The sequence below is a fragment of the Vibrio sp. ED002 genome, assembly GCF_023277445.1.
Lineage (GTDB): Bacteria > Pseudomonadota > Gammaproteobacteria > Enterobacterales > Vibrionaceae > Vibrio > Vibrio jasicida.
This window is the reverse complement of record NZ_CP080238.1, coordinates 3431576-3450898: the sequence shown is the minus strand read 5'-3', so window position 1 is coordinate 3450898 and position 19323 is coordinate 3431576. Positions and strand designations below refer to the sequence as shown.

19 protein-coding genes are annotated in these 19323 nt (G+C 45.4%); 15 read left to right on the top strand and 4 right to left on the bottom strand.

All coding sequences use genetic code 11. The features are described from left to right. The first annotated feature begins 52 nt into the window (after window positions 1–52). A complete protein-coding gene (locus ITG12_RS16060) occupies window positions 53–400 on the top strand; it encodes a hypothetical protein (RefSeq protein WP_038871262.1) in 348 nt (115 codons plus the stop codon). 10 nt (window positions 401–410) lie between these two features. Here the strand turns inward: ITG12_RS16060 and ITG12_RS16055 are convergent, their stop codons facing one another. Further along, the gene (locus ITG12_RS16055) at window positions 411–1379 is read right to left on the bottom strand and encodes a nucleoside hydrolase (protein WP_105068638.1); all 969 of its coding nucleotides are present in this window, start codon (window positions 1377–1379) and stop codon (window positions 411–413) included. Between the two features lie 364 nt (window positions 1380–1743). On the opposite strand from ITG12_RS16055, the gene ITG12_RS16050 reads away from it, so the two are divergent. The 9 genes from ITG12_RS16050 to ITG12_RS16010 all read left to right on the top strand — a co-directional run bounded on the left by ITG12_RS16050 (window position 1744) and on the right by ITG12_RS16010 (window position 11642). Further along, entirely contained in the window at window positions 1744–3780 is a 2037-nt protein-coding gene (locus ITG12_RS16050) for a Cache 3/Cache 2 fusion domain-containing protein (protein ID WP_248873233.1), read from the top strand. Between the two features lie 109 nt (window positions 3781–3889). Then, window positions 3890–4732, top strand: a complete 843-nt coding sequence (gene rlmA, locus ITG12_RS16045; RefSeq protein WP_248873232.1) for a 23S rRNA (guanine(745)-N(1))-methyltransferase — start codon at window positions 3890–3892, stop codon at window positions 4730–4732. 84 nt (window positions 4733–4816) lie between these two features. Continuing rightward, window positions 4817–5764 (top strand): ChaN family lipoprotein, encoded by a 948-nt coding sequence (locus ITG12_RS16040; protein ID WP_248873231.1) that lies wholly within the window; start codon window positions 4817–4819, stop codon window positions 5762–5764. 460 nt (window positions 5765–6224) lie between these two features. After that, window positions 6225–6599, top strand: coding sequence for a hypothetical protein (locus ITG12_RS16035; RefSeq protein WP_038871272.1), 375 nt, complete (start codon window positions 6225–6227; stop codon window positions 6597–6599). Between the two features lie 120 nt (window positions 6600–6719). Further along, on the top strand, window positions 6720–8618 hold the full coding sequence (locus tag ITG12_RS16030; protein WP_038871275.1) for a BCCT family transporter: 1899 nt from the start codon (window positions 6720–6722) through the stop codon (window positions 8616–8618). A 172-nt stretch (window positions 8619–8790) separates the two neighbouring features. Next, a complete protein-coding gene (locus tag ITG12_RS16025; RefSeq protein ID WP_248873230.1) occupies window positions 8791–10368 on the top strand; it encodes an alkaline phosphatase in 1578 nt (525 codons plus the stop codon). Between the two features lie 146 nt (window positions 10369–10514). After that, window positions 10515–10811 (top strand): ribbon-helix-helix domain-containing protein, encoded by a 297-nt coding sequence (locus ITG12_RS16020; RefSeq protein ID WP_038871280.1) that lies wholly within the window; start codon window positions 10515–10517, stop codon window positions 10809–10811. An 82-nt stretch (window positions 10812–10893) separates the two neighbouring features. Further along, complete coding sequence (locus ITG12_RS16015; protein WP_038871282.1) at window positions 10894–11289, top strand: VOC family protein; 396 nt, start codon at window positions 10894–10896, stop codon at window positions 11287–11289. A 68-nt stretch (window positions 11290–11357) separates the two neighbouring features. Next, a complete protein-coding gene (locus ITG12_RS16010; protein ID WP_038871285.1) occupies window positions 11358–11642 on the top strand; it encodes a putative quinol monooxygenase in 285 nt (94 codons plus the stop codon). 77 nt (window positions 11643–11719) lie between these two features. Here ITG12_RS16010 and ITG12_RS16005 read toward each other — a convergent pair whose 3' ends face one another. After that, window positions 11720–13411 carry a mechanosensitive ion channel domain-containing protein gene (locus ITG12_RS16005; RefSeq protein ID WP_038871288.1) on the bottom strand — a complete coding sequence of 564 codons (1692 nt, stop codon included), beginning with the start codon at window positions 13409–13411 and terminating at the stop codon, window positions 11720–11722. A gap of 360 nt (window positions 13412–13771) precedes the next feature. Between ITG12_RS16005 and ITG12_RS16000 the strand changes: the two genes are divergently transcribed. The 3 genes from ITG12_RS16000 to ITG12_RS15990 all read left to right on the top strand — a co-directional run bounded on the left by ITG12_RS16000 (window position 13772) and on the right by ITG12_RS15990 (window position 17316). Further along, window positions 13772–15166 (top strand): glutamate decarboxylase, encoded by a 1395-nt coding sequence (locus ITG12_RS16000; RefSeq protein WP_038881900.1) that lies wholly within the window; start codon window positions 13772–13774, stop codon window positions 15164–15166. Window positions 15167–15240: 74 nt separating this feature from the next. Continuing rightward, window positions 15241–16968 (top strand): transporter, encoded by a 1728-nt coding sequence (locus tag ITG12_RS15995; RefSeq protein ID WP_248873229.1) that lies wholly within the window; start codon window positions 15241–15243, stop codon window positions 16966–16968. Window positions 16969–17064: 96 nt separating this feature from the next. After that, window positions 17065–17316, top strand: a complete 252-nt coding sequence (locus ITG12_RS15990) for a GlsB/YeaQ/YmgE family stress response membrane protein (RefSeq protein ID WP_005439775.1) — start codon at window positions 17065–17067, stop codon at window positions 17314–17316. Window positions 17317–17377: 61 nt separating this feature from the next. Here ITG12_RS15990 and ITG12_RS15985 read toward each other — a convergent pair whose 3' ends face one another. Further along, the gene (locus ITG12_RS15985) at window positions 17378–17818 is read right to left on the bottom strand and encodes a YcgN family cysteine cluster protein (RefSeq protein ID WP_038871294.1); all 441 of its coding nucleotides are present in this window, start codon (window positions 17816–17818) and stop codon (window positions 17378–17380) included. A 218-nt stretch (window positions 17819–18036) separates the two neighbouring features. On the opposite strand from ITG12_RS15985, the gene ITG12_RS15980 reads away from it, so the two are divergent. Then, entirely contained in the window at window positions 18037–18294 is a 258-nt protein-coding gene (locus ITG12_RS15980; RefSeq protein ID WP_038881903.1) for a hypothetical protein, read from the top strand. Window positions 18295–18390: 96 nt separating this feature from the next. Next, window positions 18391–18639, top strand: a complete 249-nt coding sequence (locus tag ITG12_RS15975) for a YkgJ family cysteine cluster protein (RefSeq protein ID WP_038871300.1) — start codon at window positions 18391–18393, stop codon at window positions 18637–18639. Here the strand turns inward: ITG12_RS15975 and ITG12_RS15970 are convergent. Beyond that, window positions 18636–19295, bottom strand: coding sequence for a PAS domain-containing protein (locus ITG12_RS15970; RefSeq protein WP_045405696.1), 660 nt, complete (start codon window positions 19293–19295; stop codon window positions 18636–18638). The two genes, ITG12_RS15975 and ITG12_RS15970, sit on opposite strands and share 4 nt — an antisense overlap. Between the last annotated feature and the right edge of the window lie 28 nt (window positions 19296–19323).

Genomic DNA, 19323 nt, shown 5'->3' with positions numbered 1-19323 from the left:
CACTCATGCCATACTAAGGCCAACCACAACGAGTCGAGATAATGGTGTAACGATGAAATACCGCATTTATTCAATATCGCTTCTTACGGGCTTATTGTTTGGCTGTGCCAACACTGAGGTCTCGTTACAAGCCGAAAAGAACGTCGCCGAATACAAGCAATTGTCTCCAACACGATATCAAGTCTATTGCCCCACCGGAATCTGCCGCTTCCAAGTTTCCGCGAACCAGAAAACGGCAATAAGCATTGAGATGTTCTATGCCGAAAATAAACCGTTCAAGAAGATTGAGGGGCTGACCTACGACAATCAAAATCAATATCCGGCGTCGAATGTTTTTACTCTTCCCGTAAAATCAGACAACGAGAGAATATCTGTGCAAGTCATCGACTATTACAGATAACCCCACTCCGTTATCGCTTTGAATAACGAATAATCGATTCTCGATAAAGTGAAAGCAGTGTATCGCTTTTCACACCGACCCCAACGTTTTGCGCGGAGAAAGCACTCCACTCATCGTGCATGTATTTGCGTTGATCCGTTTTCTGAATCGTCATCCCTTCGGCAGGCCCATCAGTCACCACTCGGACGGCACCACTGCGCAAAGTAAACAGCTCAGGATCAATGACATACGCAATCGCAGAAGGATCATGGACATGGCAACCATCCATTCCAACCTTCTCGGAGTAAAACTTCAAATAGTAGCGGCTCACATCCCAAATGAACTGCCCTACTTCTCCCGCATCCTCTCGCAGTTGGTCTAGGTATTGCCCCGTAAAGAAGCTCTCTTCCGTAACATCCAAACCGATGATAACGACTGGCCATGAAGCCGTGAATACCTTATCGGCGGCATGAGGGTCGTCATGAATGTTTGCTTCCGCAAATGGCGTAACATTGCCTCGATGATCGTTCTCACCAAAAGCACCGCCCATTACAACCACTTCCTTAACCAAGTTAACGATTTCTGGATCTGCTTCCAAAGCGAGCGCAAGGTTAGTTAAAGGGCCCACGGCCACCAAGGTGATTTCTCCCGGTTCTGCTCTAATGCTGTCGATGATGAACTGATAGGCAGGCGTATCAATGGCACTTACATCCAGTGCGCTCGGCGCTTTTACATCACCAAAACCTGCTTCACCGTGCACGACAACCGTTGCTCCAACCGGCGCTTTTACTAAAGGCTTATCCGCACCTTTCGCAACCAAGGCTTTCATACCAAACTTCTGTTTTAGGTAAAGGGCGTTTTGCGTCGCGTTGTCTATCGTTGCATTGCCATAAACGGTTGTAATGGCCATAAGGTCGATATCAGGATGGGCTTCAGCAAAAAGAATGGCCATCGCATCATCGATGCCAGGATCTGTGTCTAGGATGATTTTCTTTGTCATATCAGCTTCTATTAAACGCTTGGAAAGCCCCAACAATACCTATAAAAAACAAGGATAAACGTGACCAAAGCCGAAGGTATGAGCTTTCTTTTAGTCGCTGCTCCTTACTATTGCTTCAACCAAACAGATGAAATTTTCGCCCACTAGTATCAAATTCATTGGTGGCTCAACTTACTCAACCTTATTTGGTCATTCCATTTCTGCAATAAAATCACCCAGCCAGCGGTCATTTGTTATCTAAGCTATTGGTTGCTCTTATTTTTTGACAATTAACTTAATAAATATCAAAAAAACTCGTCATATAAATCGCTAGCATGCCGATACAACATTTATAACATCTATCAATAATCAGGAAAGACACTACATGCTAGACAAATATCGGAATCAAAGTGTCGGTTTTCAGCTCAAGCTGGTCATCACACTGTGTCTGCTTATTGCATTTTCAAGCATTGCTGCGCTTGTTTATCAAAACGCTTCAAACGTACTTTTAGAAAACACGCTGAAAGAACATCAATCTAAAGTGGAATCGATGGCAAAAACCATTGCAGGCCAGTTCAATGCTTATCTGCACACGGCAGAAGTTTTGGAATCAACCTTCCGTAATGGTTATTTGGCGGGCGTCTATGTCGAGAGTTACAACGTCGACTTTCAAGGTCACCAAGTACCAAACATCACCCAATACAGTGAAAGCTTGATTGGTGACACTAAGTTAGTTGATAGCTTCACTCGTGACACTGGCGCTGTTGCAACCCTGTTTGCTCCAATGGGCAACGACTTCATTCGCGTTGCTACTTCACTAAAAAATCCTGAAGGTAAAAGAGCACTTGGTACCACATTGGGACTTAACCACCCAGGTTACCAAAAGCTTAAAAACGGCCAACCTTACTATGCGCAAATCAAACTTTATGGTGAGCGCTACATCACCTACTACGCACCTTTAAAAGACGCGAATGGTAAGGTCAACGGTATCTCATTCATTGGTTTACCTGTTGAGCGCGCAACCCAAGATCTATTCAGCTCGCTACAAAGCGTAAAATGGGGTGACACTGGTTACACCATTATTCTGGATAACGAAAAAGACAACCAAGGTCACTACCTTCTTCACCCAAAACACGAAGAGAGCGATCCACCGATTCAAGAAGTGTCTGACTACAACGGCAACAAGCCTTTCTACCAACTTTTCGAACAAGAAAGTGGCTTAATTCGCTACCCATTTGAGTACCAAGGCACCGTGGGTGAAAAGTACTTAGTTTACACTCAAGTACCAGGTTGGAACTGGAAACTCTTGGGTGGCACTTTCATCAATGAAGTCACCAAAGGCAGCCAAGCTTTACTTCAACTGATTGCGACGATTTCTCTAATTGTGGCAGCGGCAACTTTTGTGGTGCTTACGCTTGTTCTTAACCGAGCGCTAAATCCACTCACCGTTTTGAATGGCTACATGAACCGTTTAGCAAAAGGTGAAGTGAGTATTGATATTCCGGCTTCAGGTAAAGCATCGAAAAACGAAATCGTTAACTTGAACAACGGCGTTGCCAATATGGCGGGACAACTGAACGAGTTGGTTGGTCAAATTCGCTCGACTAGCGACCAAGTTGAAAGTAACTCGACCAGCGTTGTGGATGATGCAAACCGCAACCTCATGCAATCGGATCTTCAACAAGAACAGGTAGAGCAAGTGGTGACTGCAATTGAAGAGATGGCTTCGTCTGCTCAATCTGTCGCTCAGCAAGTTGAGCAAATTGCCGAAAATGTGCGCTCTGCAAACACTGATAGCCAATCAGGTCTCGAAGTCGTTGAAGGCGTTTGTATTGATGTGGCTCAGCTAAACGACCAAATCGACCAATCTGCGGCAGCTATCGAGCAAGTGAACCGTGACAGCGAAAGCATCCAAACCGTGACGAAAATGATTGATGAGATCGCAGAGCAAACCAACCTACTTGCGCTTAACGCAGCAATTGAGGCTGCACGTGCCGGTGAACAAGGCCGTGGCTTTGCCGTAGTGGCAGACGAAGTACGAACGCTTGCTCATCGAACTCAGACCTCAGTGAAAGATGTCGTAGAGATCATCGAGAAACTTAAAGGCTCCACCAGCAATGCCGTAAGCATGATGACGGAAAGCCAGCAAAACGCGAATAAAGTATTGGATAAAGCACAAGAAGCAGGCACCGCGCTGGAAGCTATTGCAGGACAAGTTCAGTCCATTGCTTCTCAAGCCGATGCTATTGCTGCAACCTCAGAAGAACAAGCTCAAGTTTCTCAAGAGATTGCCGCAAACGCGCACTCTATTAGCGAATTGAACCGCGAAAGCCGTGATACCAGCGCTAAAACATCGCAAAGCGCAACCGAGCTACAGCACCAAGCACAAAACTTAAAACAGCAAGTGGATTTCTTCCACTAACCCTCCAATAAAACCGATGAAAGAGCCGATAATTCGGCTCTTTTTTGTTTCGCTTGCAGCATCCCTTTTTGATAGAATTTGCCGCCCTACTTCCTGTCCAGAGATCGTCATGAACTATCAATGTCCTCTATGTCACCAACCTCTTGAGCTAACAGCAAAGACGTTTAAGTGTGAAAACAACCATCAGTTTGATTTAGCAAAAGAAGGCTACGTCAACTTGATGCCAGCGCACCACAAACGCTCAAAAGATCCAGGTGATAACAAAGAGATGATGCAAGCACGTCGTCGCTTTTTAGAAGGCAATCATTACGATCCGATGCGCCAAGAAGTAGCAAGCCTATGTGCCAAATACACCGAAGGCACAAGCCATCAATTGTTGGATATTGGTTGCGGCGAAGGCTACTACACAGAACAAGTTCAGCAGTCTCTGCATTCACAAAATGAAGAAGCGACGGTGTATGGTCTAGATATTTCTAAAGTCGCCATTCGTTTCGCCTCTAAGCGCTACCCAAATTGCGATTTCAGCGTGGCATCAAGCCATCGCTTGCCGTTTGCAGAGCAATCTCTAGACGCGATTTTACGTATCTACGCTCCGTGTAAAGCAGAAGAGCTACAACGTGTGATTAAAGATAACGGTGTTGTTATCACAGTCACGCCAGCAGGCCGTCATTTGTACCAGTTCCGTGAACGTATCTACCAAGAGATACGCTTGCACAACGAAGAGCCCGAGAACATTGAAGGGTTCGAACTTGAGCATCAACAAAAGCTCAACTACACCATGGACTTAAAAGACGGCGTCGCATTCGACCTACTGCAAATGACACCATTCGCATGGAAAGCCAGCGACGAGCTTCGCGAAGAGCTAAAGTCATCTACACTTTTCCAATGTGAGGCTGACTTTATGTTGCGCGTTTACCGTAAGAAATCGAATCAATCTGAGAATGAAGCATAAAATGTAACGCTAATTATTCTCATTACCATTGATTCATTTATCAGCCTCCATTAATATCATTCGGACATTTTTGGAGGCTTTTTAATGCGCTTTTCTACACTAAGTCTGATTTTTGCAGGCTTGCTTACTGGTTGTGCTTCAAATGCACCGACCGTTCCCAACGCCGCAACTGACGACGTAACCAGTTTCTACGACTACCAGCTTCATGCACCTTCCGGTGAAGCCATCTCAGTCAGTCAGCTAACCCCAGCCCTACAACAAGCCGATGTAATTTTGATTGGCGAATGGCACACACACGCAGGTATTCACCGTTTCCAGACTGACATGCTAAAGCAGTTGTCTTCTACTAGTCGTCCTCTTGCGCTTTCAATGGAGCAAGTCACACGCGACAAGCAAGCAATCTTAGATTCATACTTAAACGGCGAAATTGGTGAGCAATACTTTATGAAGCAAAGTAATGCTTGGCCAAACTACGAAAGTGATTACCGCCCGCTGGTTGAGTTTGCCAAGCAAGCTGATATTCCCGTGATTGCCGCAAATGCGCCGAAAAATATTGTGCGTTGCATTGGCCGCCAAGGCATCGATTACTTAGAGAAGCTCGACAGTGATGAGCGCAGTTTTGTCGCGGACGAAGTCAACACCGCAAACAGCCCATACAAAGAGAAGTTCATGGCATCCATGCACCACGGCAAGCCAGAACAAACTGAGAAGCAATATGCAGCTCAGGTAACATGGGATGAAACCATGGCAGAATCCATCGTCAAATACCTAGAGCAACACCCAGGTACTCAAGTGGTTCACGTCGCGGGCAAATTCCATACTGAAGGCGGTTTAGGGACAGCGGCTTCTATCTTGAATCGTAACCCAGATTTAAACGTTGTCGTCATTACCCCTACTGCGGACATTACTGCAGACGGTTCGGATTACCAACTAGAAGTCCTTGCGCCACCGGTACGTTACGTACAAGACGCAAACCGCATGGCCGCGTACAAGCATCTAACTAAGCGCAACAGCGATCTTCAATGTAAGTAATCGGAAAAATCCGACCACGACTTAAGATAAATAGGTCTGCTTTTTGCTAGCTATTCTAGATATACATAGAAAGCGGCAAAAACAGACCTATTTTTGTATTTGATTGATTCAAGAAATAGCCTTTGCCGTCGATATAGGGATAACTGCTTTTTATACCCAAGTAACCTCGAGATGCTAGGTTCAGCGAGAATGACTTGGTTTGTAGACGCGGCGGCGATTTAAAGGTTTGGTGGATCCAAATCAAGAATCGACAACAAAGTATACAAGCCAAGTCAACTCGCCCTTCGGGAGCGTGTCATTGACCCAATTTCTGCGTCAAACAACTTGGAAAGAGCCAGCTATTACGCTGCGTTGTTTTCCTTGACCTCGAATCAATGACAACGCTCTGAATCCTGCATCTTGAAGTCACTTGGGTATACCTGCACTCATGAAAGAGTGTCGTTGTTCGAAGGGGTAACAGATGAATCCAGTAGGAAGCAATTCAGTCAACCGTCAATCGGTTTATAGTAATGCAGCACAGCAAAATAACCGAGACCAAGCGAAAGTGGCTGAACAAAGTGCCAATGCCGCACCATTAAAGGTCGACCAAAATACGGTCACGCTGTCCTCTGAAGGGAAAGCCTTACTCGTCGCATTACAACAGATTGATCACGAGAGCAAAAAGCTGGAAGCCGAAAATAAGACCGTTGGTGACAAAGTCGAATCTTTCGCTCATGGCGCACTCGGGATGGATCACCCAGATACGATTGAAGAAGAGGATGATGGCTCATACTCTGCTGGTCAATATTTGTCTGCGGCATTGACCGTTGGTGGTATTATTCTCGCTCTTGTTTAAAATATCGCCTTAAATTATTGGTTAAAAAAGAGTTTTTTCCGTTACGACAACCATCCTCATTTGAACACTGTTTTTACCCAAGTCCATAATGGATAACTATTCATTAACGGACGATGAACTGTGAAAAATGCATTTTCTCTCATAGACAAACCAACCTTCTTTGGCGCTATCGCGCTGTTACTTTCTATTGTCTTTCCATTAATTATGTTCCCGACTGAGGGTGCAGAATGGATTGCGATCGCAAAAACCTTCATGACGGATAAATTGGGGTTCTTGTACCTTGCACTCGGCCTTGCTGCCTTTATTTTCATGATTTACGTTGTCTTCAGCGACATGGGACAAATCAAACTCGGTGACCCTGACGAGAAACCAGAATTTACTACTGCGTCATGGGCGGCGATGCTGTTCTGTGGCGGCATCGGTGCCAGCATTCTTTACTGGGGCTGCATCGAATGGGCGTATTACTACCAATCACCACCTTTTCAACTAGAACCAGGCAGTGAAGAAGCGGTGCGTTGGGCGGCGACCTATGGCCTCTTCCACTGGGGCCCAATCGCATGGTCTATCTACCTTATCCCTGCTCTGCCAATTGCGTACTTCTTCTACGTACGTAAACAACCCGTTTTGAAAGTATCCAGTGCATTGATGCCAGTGCTTGGCGAAGAACGTAGTAAAGGCGCCGCCGGTAAAATCGTTGATGTACTGTTTATCTTCGGCCTGCTTGGCGGTGCCGCAACGAGCTTAGGTTTAGCCGCTCCATTGATCGGCGAAGGTCTGCATTATCTTTTCGGTATGCCTAAAAACACATATAGCCAAGTGTTAGTACTGCTGATCTGTACGGCCATTTTTGCTTACTCCTCTTACGCAGGTATGGAGAAAGGCATTAAAGTTTTAAGCAACATTAACTTCTGGGGCGCGATGGGCTTACTGGCGTTCATCTTAGCGGTTGGACCTACCATCTTCATGCTGGAAACGGGTTTAGACTCGATTGGCCGAATGCTGTCTAATTTCTTTGTGATGGCAACATGGGCGGAACCGTTCGGCGGTTACGGTACGTTTGACAACACCCACTTCCCACAAGATTGGACCATTTTCTATTGGGCATGGTGGCTAGTATTTGCACCTAGCATGGGCCTGTTTGTGGCGCGTATCTCTCGCGGTCGCACTATCAAACAAATGGTATCTGGCTCGATTTTCTTTGGTTCTCTAGGCTGTTTCTTATTCTTTATGATTCTAGGTAACTATGGCTTGTCGCTACAGTTATCAGGAGAACTAGACGTTGTTGCTATCCTAAATGCAGAAGGCGCAACCGCGGCGATCTTCTCGATGTTAGATGCACTGCCAATGAGTACGTTAGTCATCGCCGTGTTTACTGTGCTTTGCATTATTTTCACTGCCACGACCTTTGACTCGATTTCCTACATTCTTGCGTCTGTTGTACAAAACAACGTCACGGAAGAACCAATGCGTTGGAACCGAATGTTCTGGGCATTCACCTTATCCTTTCTTCCAACAGTTCTGATGTTTATGGGTGGGTTAAGCACACTACAGACCGCGGCTATCGTGGGTGGTTTACCTTTGTTGGGTATCTCAATCATGCTGATGGTTTCTGCGGTACGTGCAACCACGCTGGATATTCGTCATCAAGAAGATTACATCGAACCAACCATCAACATTGAAGAGCTACCAGAATTTGATCCGTGGTCAACAGAAGGCATGGCAATGGCGAAGTTTGAACGTGCGCGTGATGCAGCTCAAGATGCGGCAGAAGAAGAGCGTGAAGCGTTAGCCGAGCTCATGAAACTACGTAAACGAATTCGCGCTTTTGCTCTGGAGCATAGCGACGACAATGATTTTGCTGATCATCACTTACCTCAGGAGATGCAGGATGAGCTGCAGACCCTATTGGATAATGTCATGAAAGCAAAAGAGAGAAAACTCGAGCTATCTGATGCGGCCCAGCAATCAAGAGTCGAGTTTAATCAAATCGTGGCCCAAAGCCCTGCTTACGCGGTGTAGCTTTAGCTCATGACTTTCCACTCCTAAACCTAATTCAAGCCCACTTCTGTGGGCTTTCTTATTTCTGCCATAGTAAAAAGAAATGAAGTACACATGAACCTTTTGTGACGGTAGCAATTTTGTCATAAATCCTTGTTTTAATTTGCACGCTTTTATAAATAAGGAATATACAATGAAGCACTTAGTGACCCCAATTGTGACCGCAGTAGCGGCATCCACGCTCTCTTTCAATGCTCTATCAGCAGAAATCAAAAACGTTATCCTAATGATTGGTGATGGCATGGGCCCTCAGCAAGTAGGCTTGTTAGAGACTTACGCGAATCACGCACCAAACTCGATTTACAAAGGCGAAACGACCGCCATTTACAAGCTCGCACAGGAAGGGGTAATTGGTTCATCCTTGACCAACCCTGAGGATGCGATTGTCGTCGATTCTGCTTGCTCGGCCACAATGCTCGCTACTGGCACCCCGACGGCATCAGAAGTGATCGGTATTGATAGCCAAGGTAATCACGTGGAAACCATTCTGGAAAAAGCCAAAGCGAAAGGCAAAGCAACGGGCTTGGTGTCGGATACACGAATGACACACGCTACACCAGCGGCTTTTGCTTCTCATCAACCGCATCGTTCTCTCGAAAATAGTATCGCAGTTGATATGCTAGAGACCGGCGTGGATGTGATGCTTTCTGGCGGCCTTCGTCATTGGATTCCTAAATCAACCAACGAGAAAGGCGACACATACAAACAACTTGAGAAGCTGACCCAGGGTGACGTTTACCTAAAATCGAAACGCAAAGACGAGCGAAACCTTCTGACGGAAGCGCAGCAGCAAGGTTACAGTTTGGCGTTTAACCGCAATATGCTTGAAACCTCCAACGGCGATAAGCTACTGGGGTTATTTGCCTATTCAGGCATGGATGATGGCATCGCTTACAGCAAAAACAAAAATGATCCGAAACGGACTCAACCGTCACTAGAAGAAATGACCGTAAAAGCGCTCGATATCCTATCTAAGGATAAAGATGGCTTCTTCTTAATGGTCGAAGGAGGTCAAATTGACTGGGCGGGTCACAGCAATGACGCCGGAACCATGTTGCACGAACTGATTAAGTTTGATGAAACAGTGAACTCTGTATACGAATGGGCAAAAGGCCGTGAAGACACGTTGGTGATAGTCACTGCCGATCATGAAACCGGTTCATTTGGCTTCAGTTATTCTTCCGCTGATTTACCCAAACCACAAAAGCGCAATGGTGAGGCTTTTACGAACCGCGATTATGCTCCCAACTTTAACTTCGGCAAGTTCGATATTCTTGATGGACTTTATAATCAAAAACAAAGCTACTACGGCATGATCAGCGAGTTTCAAAAGCTTGATAAAACAAAACAAACACCAGCCAAATTGGCCGAAATCGTAAACGAAAATAGTGACTTTTCTATCACACCAGAACAGGCAGAGCGCGTCTTAGCAAGTAAACCAAACCCTTATCGCTTAGCAAGCCACAAATATTTAAGTGAAGAAAACGTCCCAGCAATTAACGATTTTGATGCGTTTTTTCCTTACAACGATAGAGGTAACCTACTCGCTCGCGAACAAGGGACGAAACAGAATACAGTCTGGGGAACTGGCACACATACGCACACCCCTGTAAACGTATTTGCTTGGGGGCCAGCTGGCACGATTTTACCTATCTCCAAGATCATGCATCACTCTGAGTTAGGTCAATACCTCATCAAGCAAATTAACTAACTCGTCAACGCATAACCACACTCACGCCACTTTCGTGGTGATACTCAAACGCTCTCTTCTGGGAGCGTTTTTTTGTGATAGAAACGGTTGACGGCTTACTCCCACCCTTCAATAATTGCGGCTCTTTTATAAAAACGAATAACCTTATGTGCGAAATATTTGCTAAACAACCACAAGAAAACTATCAGTTTGTTACCCGCTCCATCCGCATTGATGGCCATGCCACCAGCGTAAAGTTGGAATCGAGTTTTTGGTTGATTCTAGAAGAAATTGCCTCTGCCCAAGACATGACCGTACCTAAGTTCATCACGACCGTTTACCAAGAAGCGTTAGAACACAACGGGGAGGTCAATAACTTCGCCTCTCTGCTTCGCTGCGCCTGCCTTACCTACGCTCGACAACCACAAGCGACGCTAGATCAAGCACTAAGTGAGCAAAACTAACCACTCACATTATTGTCGTACCTGAGTACTACCAAACTCGCGCTAAAACTGACTAGTCTAGGCGCAGTATTAAGGAGTACTCATGACAAAAATGATTCATACCATGATTCGCGTAAGCGATCTGGAGCGTTCTCTTAAGTTTTATCGCGACGCACTTGAGCTAGAAATCAAAGACCAATACGTATTCGACGGCTTTTCTCTTACCTACTTAGCAAACCCTGAAACGGGATTCGAGTTAGAACTCACTCACAATCACGACCAAAGTGAGCCATACACACATGGTACGGCTTACGGGCACCTTGCGGTAAGCGTAGAAGACATTGCGGCGACTTATCGACGCTTGAACTCGCTAGATATCGAAGCGAGCGACATCAAAGTCTTTGACCATCAGGAAAAACACTTAGCGACATTTTTCTTCATTACCGACCCAGACGGCTACAAAATTGAGTTCTTGCAGCGTCAAGGTCGCTATCTCTGATAGTAAGTTCTGTCCTAACAGAAACTGCCACTATCCCCTTTAATAAAAACAAAGAAGCAAACACAACTATGATTCATTTAACTGCTGCATTTCACGCAAAACCTGACTGCGTATATCAACTAAAACAAGCATTAGAAGCGATGCTAGAGCCGACTCGAAATGAGACGGGCTGCGTGCGTTATCACTTGTTCCAAGACAAAAATGACCCAAGCCAATTCTTATTCCAAGAGCAGTTTGCAGACCAAGCCGCGTTTGACGAACACTGCAAAACAACGCATTTCCAGACTCTATTGAGTGAGATTGATGGTTTACTTGCCAGTGAGCCAAAAATCACGTTCTTGGATGAGCTGTAATCTTTACTGCTAAACCGATAAAAAAGGCGCTCTAATTGAGCGCCTTTTTGTTGATTTTGGATTCAAGTAAAAGAAATTTATGCTTCTTTCTTTTCCACCATGTGCAAATGCACATCTTGTTGTGGGAATGGAATCGAAATGCCTTCACGGTCGAAGCGCAGTTTCACTTCTCGGGTTACATCCCAGTAAACATCCCAGTAGTCATCCGTTTTAACCCAAGGACGAACAATGAAGTCAACTGAAGAAGTGTTCAGTGTATGAAGCTTGATCATTGGCTCTGGAGAACGAAGTACTGAAGGGTGAGACGTCACGATATCTGCCAATACTTCTTCTGCTTTTAGTACGTCATCTGAGTAACCGATACCAAAAACCATATCGACACGGCGAATGCGCTCATGTGTCACGTTCTTAATCACGTCACCCCAAATCTTGCTGTTTGGCACGATGATGATTTGGTTATCGAAAGTACGGATTGTTGTGTTCACCAAGCTCATGTGGCTTACCTTACCGTCTACACCACCTGCGTAAACAAAGTCACCAACATCGAACGGACGGTAGATCAGTAGCATCATACCCGCAGCGAAGTTTGAGAGCGTATCTTGTAATGCGAAACCGATGATCACACCAGCAATACCGAAACCGGTCAGGATTGGAGCAAGGTTAAGGCCGATTTGAGATAGACCAACCATGATACCGATGATCCACACGGCTTTGCCTGACATCGAGATAAAGAAGTCTTGCATCAAGTGTGACAGCTTCAAGTTCTTCGATGCCACCGTCTTGCTAACCACTTTACGCGTTAGCTTCGCCAGTGCGCGGGCAATCAGCAGGATCAGAGCAAACACAAACAACTGGAAGATGTGCTGTGGTGCGTTCTCAGCAAACCAATCCACCATTGAGTTCGACCAATGGCTCAAGATAGACAGAATTACTTTGGTGTTCAGCAAGTCGTGAGTAATGCTGCCTGTTACTTCAAAAATCTGACGTTTATATTCAGAGGTTTCTAAACCAAGGTTGTCACCAATCGTAATCAGAGTACGCAAACTCTCTGTCGCCACGTTCAATCGCTGCTTGAGAATCAATTGGTTCAACTGAAGTGATGCTTTTTCCGACTCTGGGCTAGAAGAGACTTGCGAACCAATGATCTCACTCTGCTGGTTCAAGTACTCAATCGAAGCAGACAATAAGCGCATGCGCTTATCGACACTATCTTTAAATTCTGAGTCAGCATCCTTGTCTTGAATATCAAGGCTCTTTAACCATTTTAGGTTTTGCCAACTCGACTCGTAGCTTACATCTAAATATTGTTGCAATTCGCGATATTGATTAACGAGCGACAGTTTGTCTTCATCTTTGGCTTTATTGAGTTCTTCATTTAGCGCTATGATTTTATCATCCAGATAAGCGACAGCGCCTTCGGAGTACATCTCTTGAGTTTTTACCAGCTCAATCAACGTCTCGTGAGGGATCGATTTATTGCTGATCGCTGTTGAAAGGCGGCTTCTCAGTTCTTCATTTTTCTGGAACAGTTGCAATTGCAAAGCATCGCGTTCATCACCACGGGCCTGCTTTAAGCTTTCCGACAAATCAATGATATCTTGATTGATATTATCGATGGCCTTTTCAGCGGCAGAAACCTCTGGCACTTCTACGACCTTTTCTGTGCTTTCTGTTGCATTAACAATGAAGGAACTCATCGTCAAAGCAAACGCCATAAACAACACCTTGAATGGTGTAAAACGCACTGTTAGGGGGGATAGTAACGTCATTTTTACCTCGTAAGAGACGAACTTGAACGGGATGGTCAAGCGCCAGGATATAAATCCTTGAAAGTAGATGCTGTAAGTTTACACCACGAAATAGAAAACGAGCACTAATAAAAAGTGCGTACTAAATTCACAATTCTCCTCTTATGACAACTCAATTCATGTGCCACATGGTGTACGTCTCTGATATTTGCCTAATCGAGCACAAAATAAAATAAAACAACGTGAAATAAGCAACAAAATGCTTATTTTTCCTGACATTATAGAAAACCCTGCTATGTTTATTTTTGCTGCCGTCATTGCTATTAACCCTACAAAAAATAGCAATAAGTGGAATTAATTCAATAAGATAAGGGATTCACCATGCCTCTTCATAAAAAATCAACCGTTCGTGGCTCAATCCTAGACGATGTGTATTCGTCTAAAGATCTTTCCATTGTTATGCCTAAGTACCGTATTCCAGAGCATGAGCATGCTCCCGATCATGCTTACCAAGTTGTCCATGATGAGCTCATGCTTGATGGCAATTCGCGTCAGAACCTTGCGACATTCTGTCAAACATGGGTCGAAGACGAAGTCCACAAATTGATGGACGAGTGCATCGACAAAAACATGATCGACAAAGATGAATACCCTCAAACGGCGGAAATCGAATCTCGATGTGTGCATATGCTTGCCGACCTTTGGCATGCACCGGATGCTGAAAACCCTATGGGATGTTCAACAACAGGCTCAAGTGAAGCGGCAATGCTAGGCGGCATGGCGCTAAAATGGGCTTGGCGCGAAAAAATGAAGAAGCAAGGCAAACCAACTGATCGCCCGAATCTTATCTGTGGCCCAGTTCAAGTTTGTTGGCATAAGTTTGCGCGCTACTGGGACATTGAACTTCGCGAAATCCCAATGCAAGGCGACCGTCTTATCATGACCCCAGAGGAAGTAATCAAACGTTGTGACGAAAATACGATTGGTGTTGTCCCAACGTTAGGCGTGACCTTTACTTGCCAATACGAGCCAGTACAAGCGGTGCACGAAGCGTTAGATAAGCTACAAGAAGATACCGGGCTAGATATTCCGATTCACGTTGATGGTGCGAGTGGTGCCTTTCTTGCCCCATTCTGCGATCCAGATTTAGTGTGGGACTTCCGTTTACCAAGAGTAAAGTCCATCAATGCCTCTGGACATAAGTTTGGCCTTTCCCCACTCGGCGTTGGTTGGGTTGTTTGGCGAGATGCCGATGCTCTACATGAAGACTTGATCTTTAACGTCAACTACCTCGGTGGCAACATGCCCACCTTTGCACTCAATTTCTCTCGCCCTGGTGGTCAAATCGTTGCTCAATATTATAACTTCTTGCGTCTTGGCAAAGAGGGCTATCGTAAGATCCACGATGCTTGTTATGACACAGCTCGTTACCTTGCCAAAGAAGTCGAAAAAATGGGTATGTTCCACATCATCTATGATGGACATGGTGGTATCCCTGCACTGAGTTGGTCAATAAAAGATGGCGCAAACCCGGGCTTCAATCTTTACGATCTTTCTGATCGCATTCGATCTCGTGGCTGGCAAATTGCGGCTTACGCTATGCCTGCCGAACGCGAAGATCTAGTGATCATGCGTATTTTGGTTCGACATGGATTTAGCCGAGACATGGCGGATCTTTTGATTTCCGATTTACAACACTGCGTGGACTTCTTCGACAAGCATCCTGTCGTCAACGGTAGCGACGCTGATGAGTCGAGTAACTTTAACCACGGCTAATTGTCCCCTTCCACTTAAAGCAAGGAACTCTCATGGTTCCTTGCTCTTATATCAACAAATTCACAGGTGACACTATGTCCTTTCTATTTAGTTACTTGTCAGAAAATCCGTTCGTTTTTCTCTTTCTATCTCTCGCTATTGGATACCCACTTGGTCGACTTACATTCAAAGGAGTGAGCCTAGGAACAACAGCTGGCACTTTAGTTGTTGGTGTTGCTTTAGCTCTTACCTCCTTTTCGGTTTATGGGCTAAAAATTGAAGAGCCGGGTCTGGTCTCAGATATCTTCTTAATGATGTTCATGTACGCGATTGGGATGAAAGTGGGGCCACAATTTTTCTCCGGTCTTGCTAGAGGAGGGATCGACTTCGTCGTCATTGGTTTGATTGTCGTGTTCAGCAATTTTGCGATTGTTGTCATCGGCGCCAAGCTAATGGGTCTGGAGCCCGGCTACGCCGCTGGCATCATTTCTGGCAGTTACACAGTGACCGCCGTAATGGGCGTAGCGCAATCAGCAATTAGTTCAGGCGCATTTACGCCACCTGAAGGGATGAGCATTGATCACGTCAGTGCCAATATTGCGGCGGGCTACGCGATAAGTTATGTCCTTTCGACCGTCCTCATCATCTTGTTCATTAAGTACCTCCCTTCTCTCTTTGGTATTGACCCCGTCAAAGCAGGCAAAGAGGCAGAAGCGGAATTCTCAACTGGCGATAACAACGAGAAACTCCCAAGCACCTTTGGGTTTTCAGACGTGGGCGTCCTACCGATTGATGTTCGTGCCTATAAAGTCACACACCAAGAGTTAGTTGGCCGTTCAGTGCAAGAGTTGTATCAGAAATTCCCTGATGCGGCCGTGCTTAAAGTGGTTCGAGGTGAGCAAGTCATTGATGCTTCTGATAATCCAATGCTTGAGTTAAATGATGTTATTGGCATTCGCGGAGAATATCGCGTCTTGATTGCGGAAGGTGAAGCCGATATCGGAAATGAAGTCGATGAGCCACGCGCAAGAAATGTCGACATTGAAGTGGCTGATATTCACGTTGGTAAATCTGAGTATGCAGGGAAAACCATGGCGCAATTGCATGCTGAAGTCGGCTTTGGTGTTTATTTCAAAGCGATATTTCGACAAGGCCACCAGCAACCTTTATTGCCACAAACTAAGGTCGAAGTAGGCGATGTTGTGCGTATTGCAGGCTCCCAATGGTGCGTAGAGCAAACCGCATCCAAACTCAATAGTGTTCCGATTGTAGAGAGTACGGTCACCGAAACCTTCTACCTCGCCCTCTCCCTTCTTATTGGCTATGTCTTTGGACATTTGAGTGTCACCGTTGCAGGTATCCCTTTTGCCCTTGGCACATCGGCGGGTTGCATGTTAACCGGGATCGTTTTCTCATTCCTACGAACTCGTAACCCTAGCTTTGGCGGCCCCATGAGTGAAGGGGCAAGAAGCTTTCTACAAGACATCGGCCTAAACCTATTTGTCGCGGTATTAGCGGCAACCGTGGGGCCGAAAATCTTAGCGTCATTCCAAGGCATCATTGTCATCAAGATAGCTTTACTGGGTGTGACTGCAGCACTCGTACCACCTCTGCTAGCTTGGTTATACGGATTGTACTTCCGCAAAATGAACCCTGCTATTTTAGCGGGAGCCTGTGCCGGAGGGAGAAACAGTACCCCTGCAATGAAAGGAGCCCAAGATGCAAGCCACAGTGACATGCCAGCGATTGGCTACCCCGTGCCATACGCATTAACTTCAGTTTTAGTCCTGATATTAGGTTACATCGCGATGGTCATCAGTTAGTTAAATCTACGCTTTTGGATGAATGGTCTATGATTGAAACGTAACCATGAATGCGTAACGACACGTACCTAACACAATAATGAGTAAGGAGAAATTATGGGCTTTCTATCTTGGATTATTCTAGGTTTGATTGCAGGAGCATTGGCTAAGTGGCTGATGCCTGGTAACGATGGCGGTGGCTGGATTGCCACTATGGTGCTAGGTATCGTTGGTGCTTTCGTTGGCGGTTTTTTAGGCAGCTTTGTTGGCCTAGGCGGTGCAGACGGTGTAAACATCGGCAGTATCGTCACTGCGACTTTAGGTGCTTTCGTTATATTGTTTGTCTATAACCGTTTCTTAAAAGGTTAGGTACTTTTGCCTCACCCCAAAATAAACAAGCCTTTCAATGAAAGGCTTGTTTTACATTCGGCTATGGGCGATTTGGGTGATTTAAAATGTGATCTTCCCAGTCCACCACATCGATTTCATACACCACTTTATTTCGTACACTTTCCCCAGCTGCGTGCATTGCAGACTTAGAGCCAGTGATTAATGGGTGCCATTCTGGCAGTGGCTGGCTTTCTGCCAACAAGCGGTATGCACAAGTGTGTGGCAGCCACGTAAAATCATCAATATCTTCACGCGTCAGCTTGGTGCACTCTTCGCCTGAAGTGAAACGGTTCGGGTAGTCTTTGCACGAACAAGTTTTGCTGTTCAGCCAACTACACGCCACGTTGGTGTAGTAGATTTCGTCCGTATCTTCATCCATTAGCTTGTGCAGACAACATTTGCCACACCCATCACAGAGAGATTCCCATTCTTCTTCTGTCATGTTCTCTAACGATTTACTTTGCCAAAATGGAGTGCTCATACGCTTACTACTTATTTCTCGAATGGGAATGAATTGGGTGCGTTTTATACCCCTCTGACAACAAAAGTTCAAGTTTTGCCGAATTCCGCCCCGTAATACGAACTATTATCAACGTTTGTTCTATTTCACTAGCAAGGGCGATCAACATTGATATTTTTACTAATAGTGATTCCTATCCTATGGTTTTAGCTCATAGTGTGAATAAAGGAATCAATATTATGAAGCTCGCAATGATCACCATTATCTCTCTTGTTTCGTTCGGAGCTGCGGCAAGTACCGATGCAGAACTTTGTCAACAATACGGCAAGGATCTAGCGTCTAATGTTCAAGAAGGTCAAGCAACGTTCCTAACGGAAATGTCCTCTCGCACCGAGGCTGGAACCTGGGGTTTAAGCATGCAAGAGTGCAACCGTTATATCCAACAGGCTAAACGCGATCAGAATTTTGAAGTCGCTGCTTTACTTAATGACGAGTAGAAAGGGCTAACTTTGTTGGCGTGAATTCACGCACGCCTCTTCCAATCTGACGAGAAATGGCCATAATGCCCCCTTCATTTTTACGAGGGCTTTTAGATGGATTGTCGATTAGGTTGTGGGGCGTGTTGTATCTCACCAAGTATCTCTTCTCCGATTCCGGGCATGCCAAAAGGCAAACCTGCTGGAGAGCGCTGCATTCAATTAAATGACGACAACTTATGTAAGCTTTTCGGAATGCCTGAACGCCCAAAAGTTTGCCACGACTTCAAACCTTGCCCAGTTGTGTGCGGCAAAACGAATCAAGAAGCGATAAATAATATCACCGAACTTGAACAACTGACCTAGTCGTTACTACCCAATTCTCTCAAGTAAAGGTAAATAGTATCGCGTGAAATACCGAGATGATTTGCCACCATCAATACCGCATCTTTGTATTTAAAAATCCCCAAACCTTGTAAACGCGTGACCAGTTCGCGGTTGCGTTTTGAAGGGGAAATCGCTTCGTTCGACCACACTTCTGCTTGTACGGTCTCAATGGTACTAATAATGGTTTCATCGATGTTACGAGCGAAGGTTTCTGGTGAACGTGCGCCCGCACAGCAGTCATTTTGTTGAGTTGGCATAATCGATCTCAAAAAATCCTGCATCGGTACATCCATGTCGACGTTGATACACAATAACCCAATAGGTTTGTTCTTTGGGTTACGGACAATGGTCGTGATGGAATGCAAGGTTTTACCGCTTACGGTTTTCGTCACATACGAATCTGAAACGTCGTTACCTTCAAGCAGCTTCATTCTTGCTAAGTTGGTAATCGGTGCACCTTCTCCACGCTCAGTAACATGGCCATTGGCAATTTTGATGATTTCCGGAGCTTCTGCATCAAGACTGTGAAGAACGACTTCAGTATGTTCACCGTACATACGAGCAATGCCATCGACGACGTTCTTCATCGAATTCAAAATATCTAAATCACTTTTGGTGAGTTTCTTAAGCTGCAATTTACTTCCCTTAGCAAAAACTTTGAGG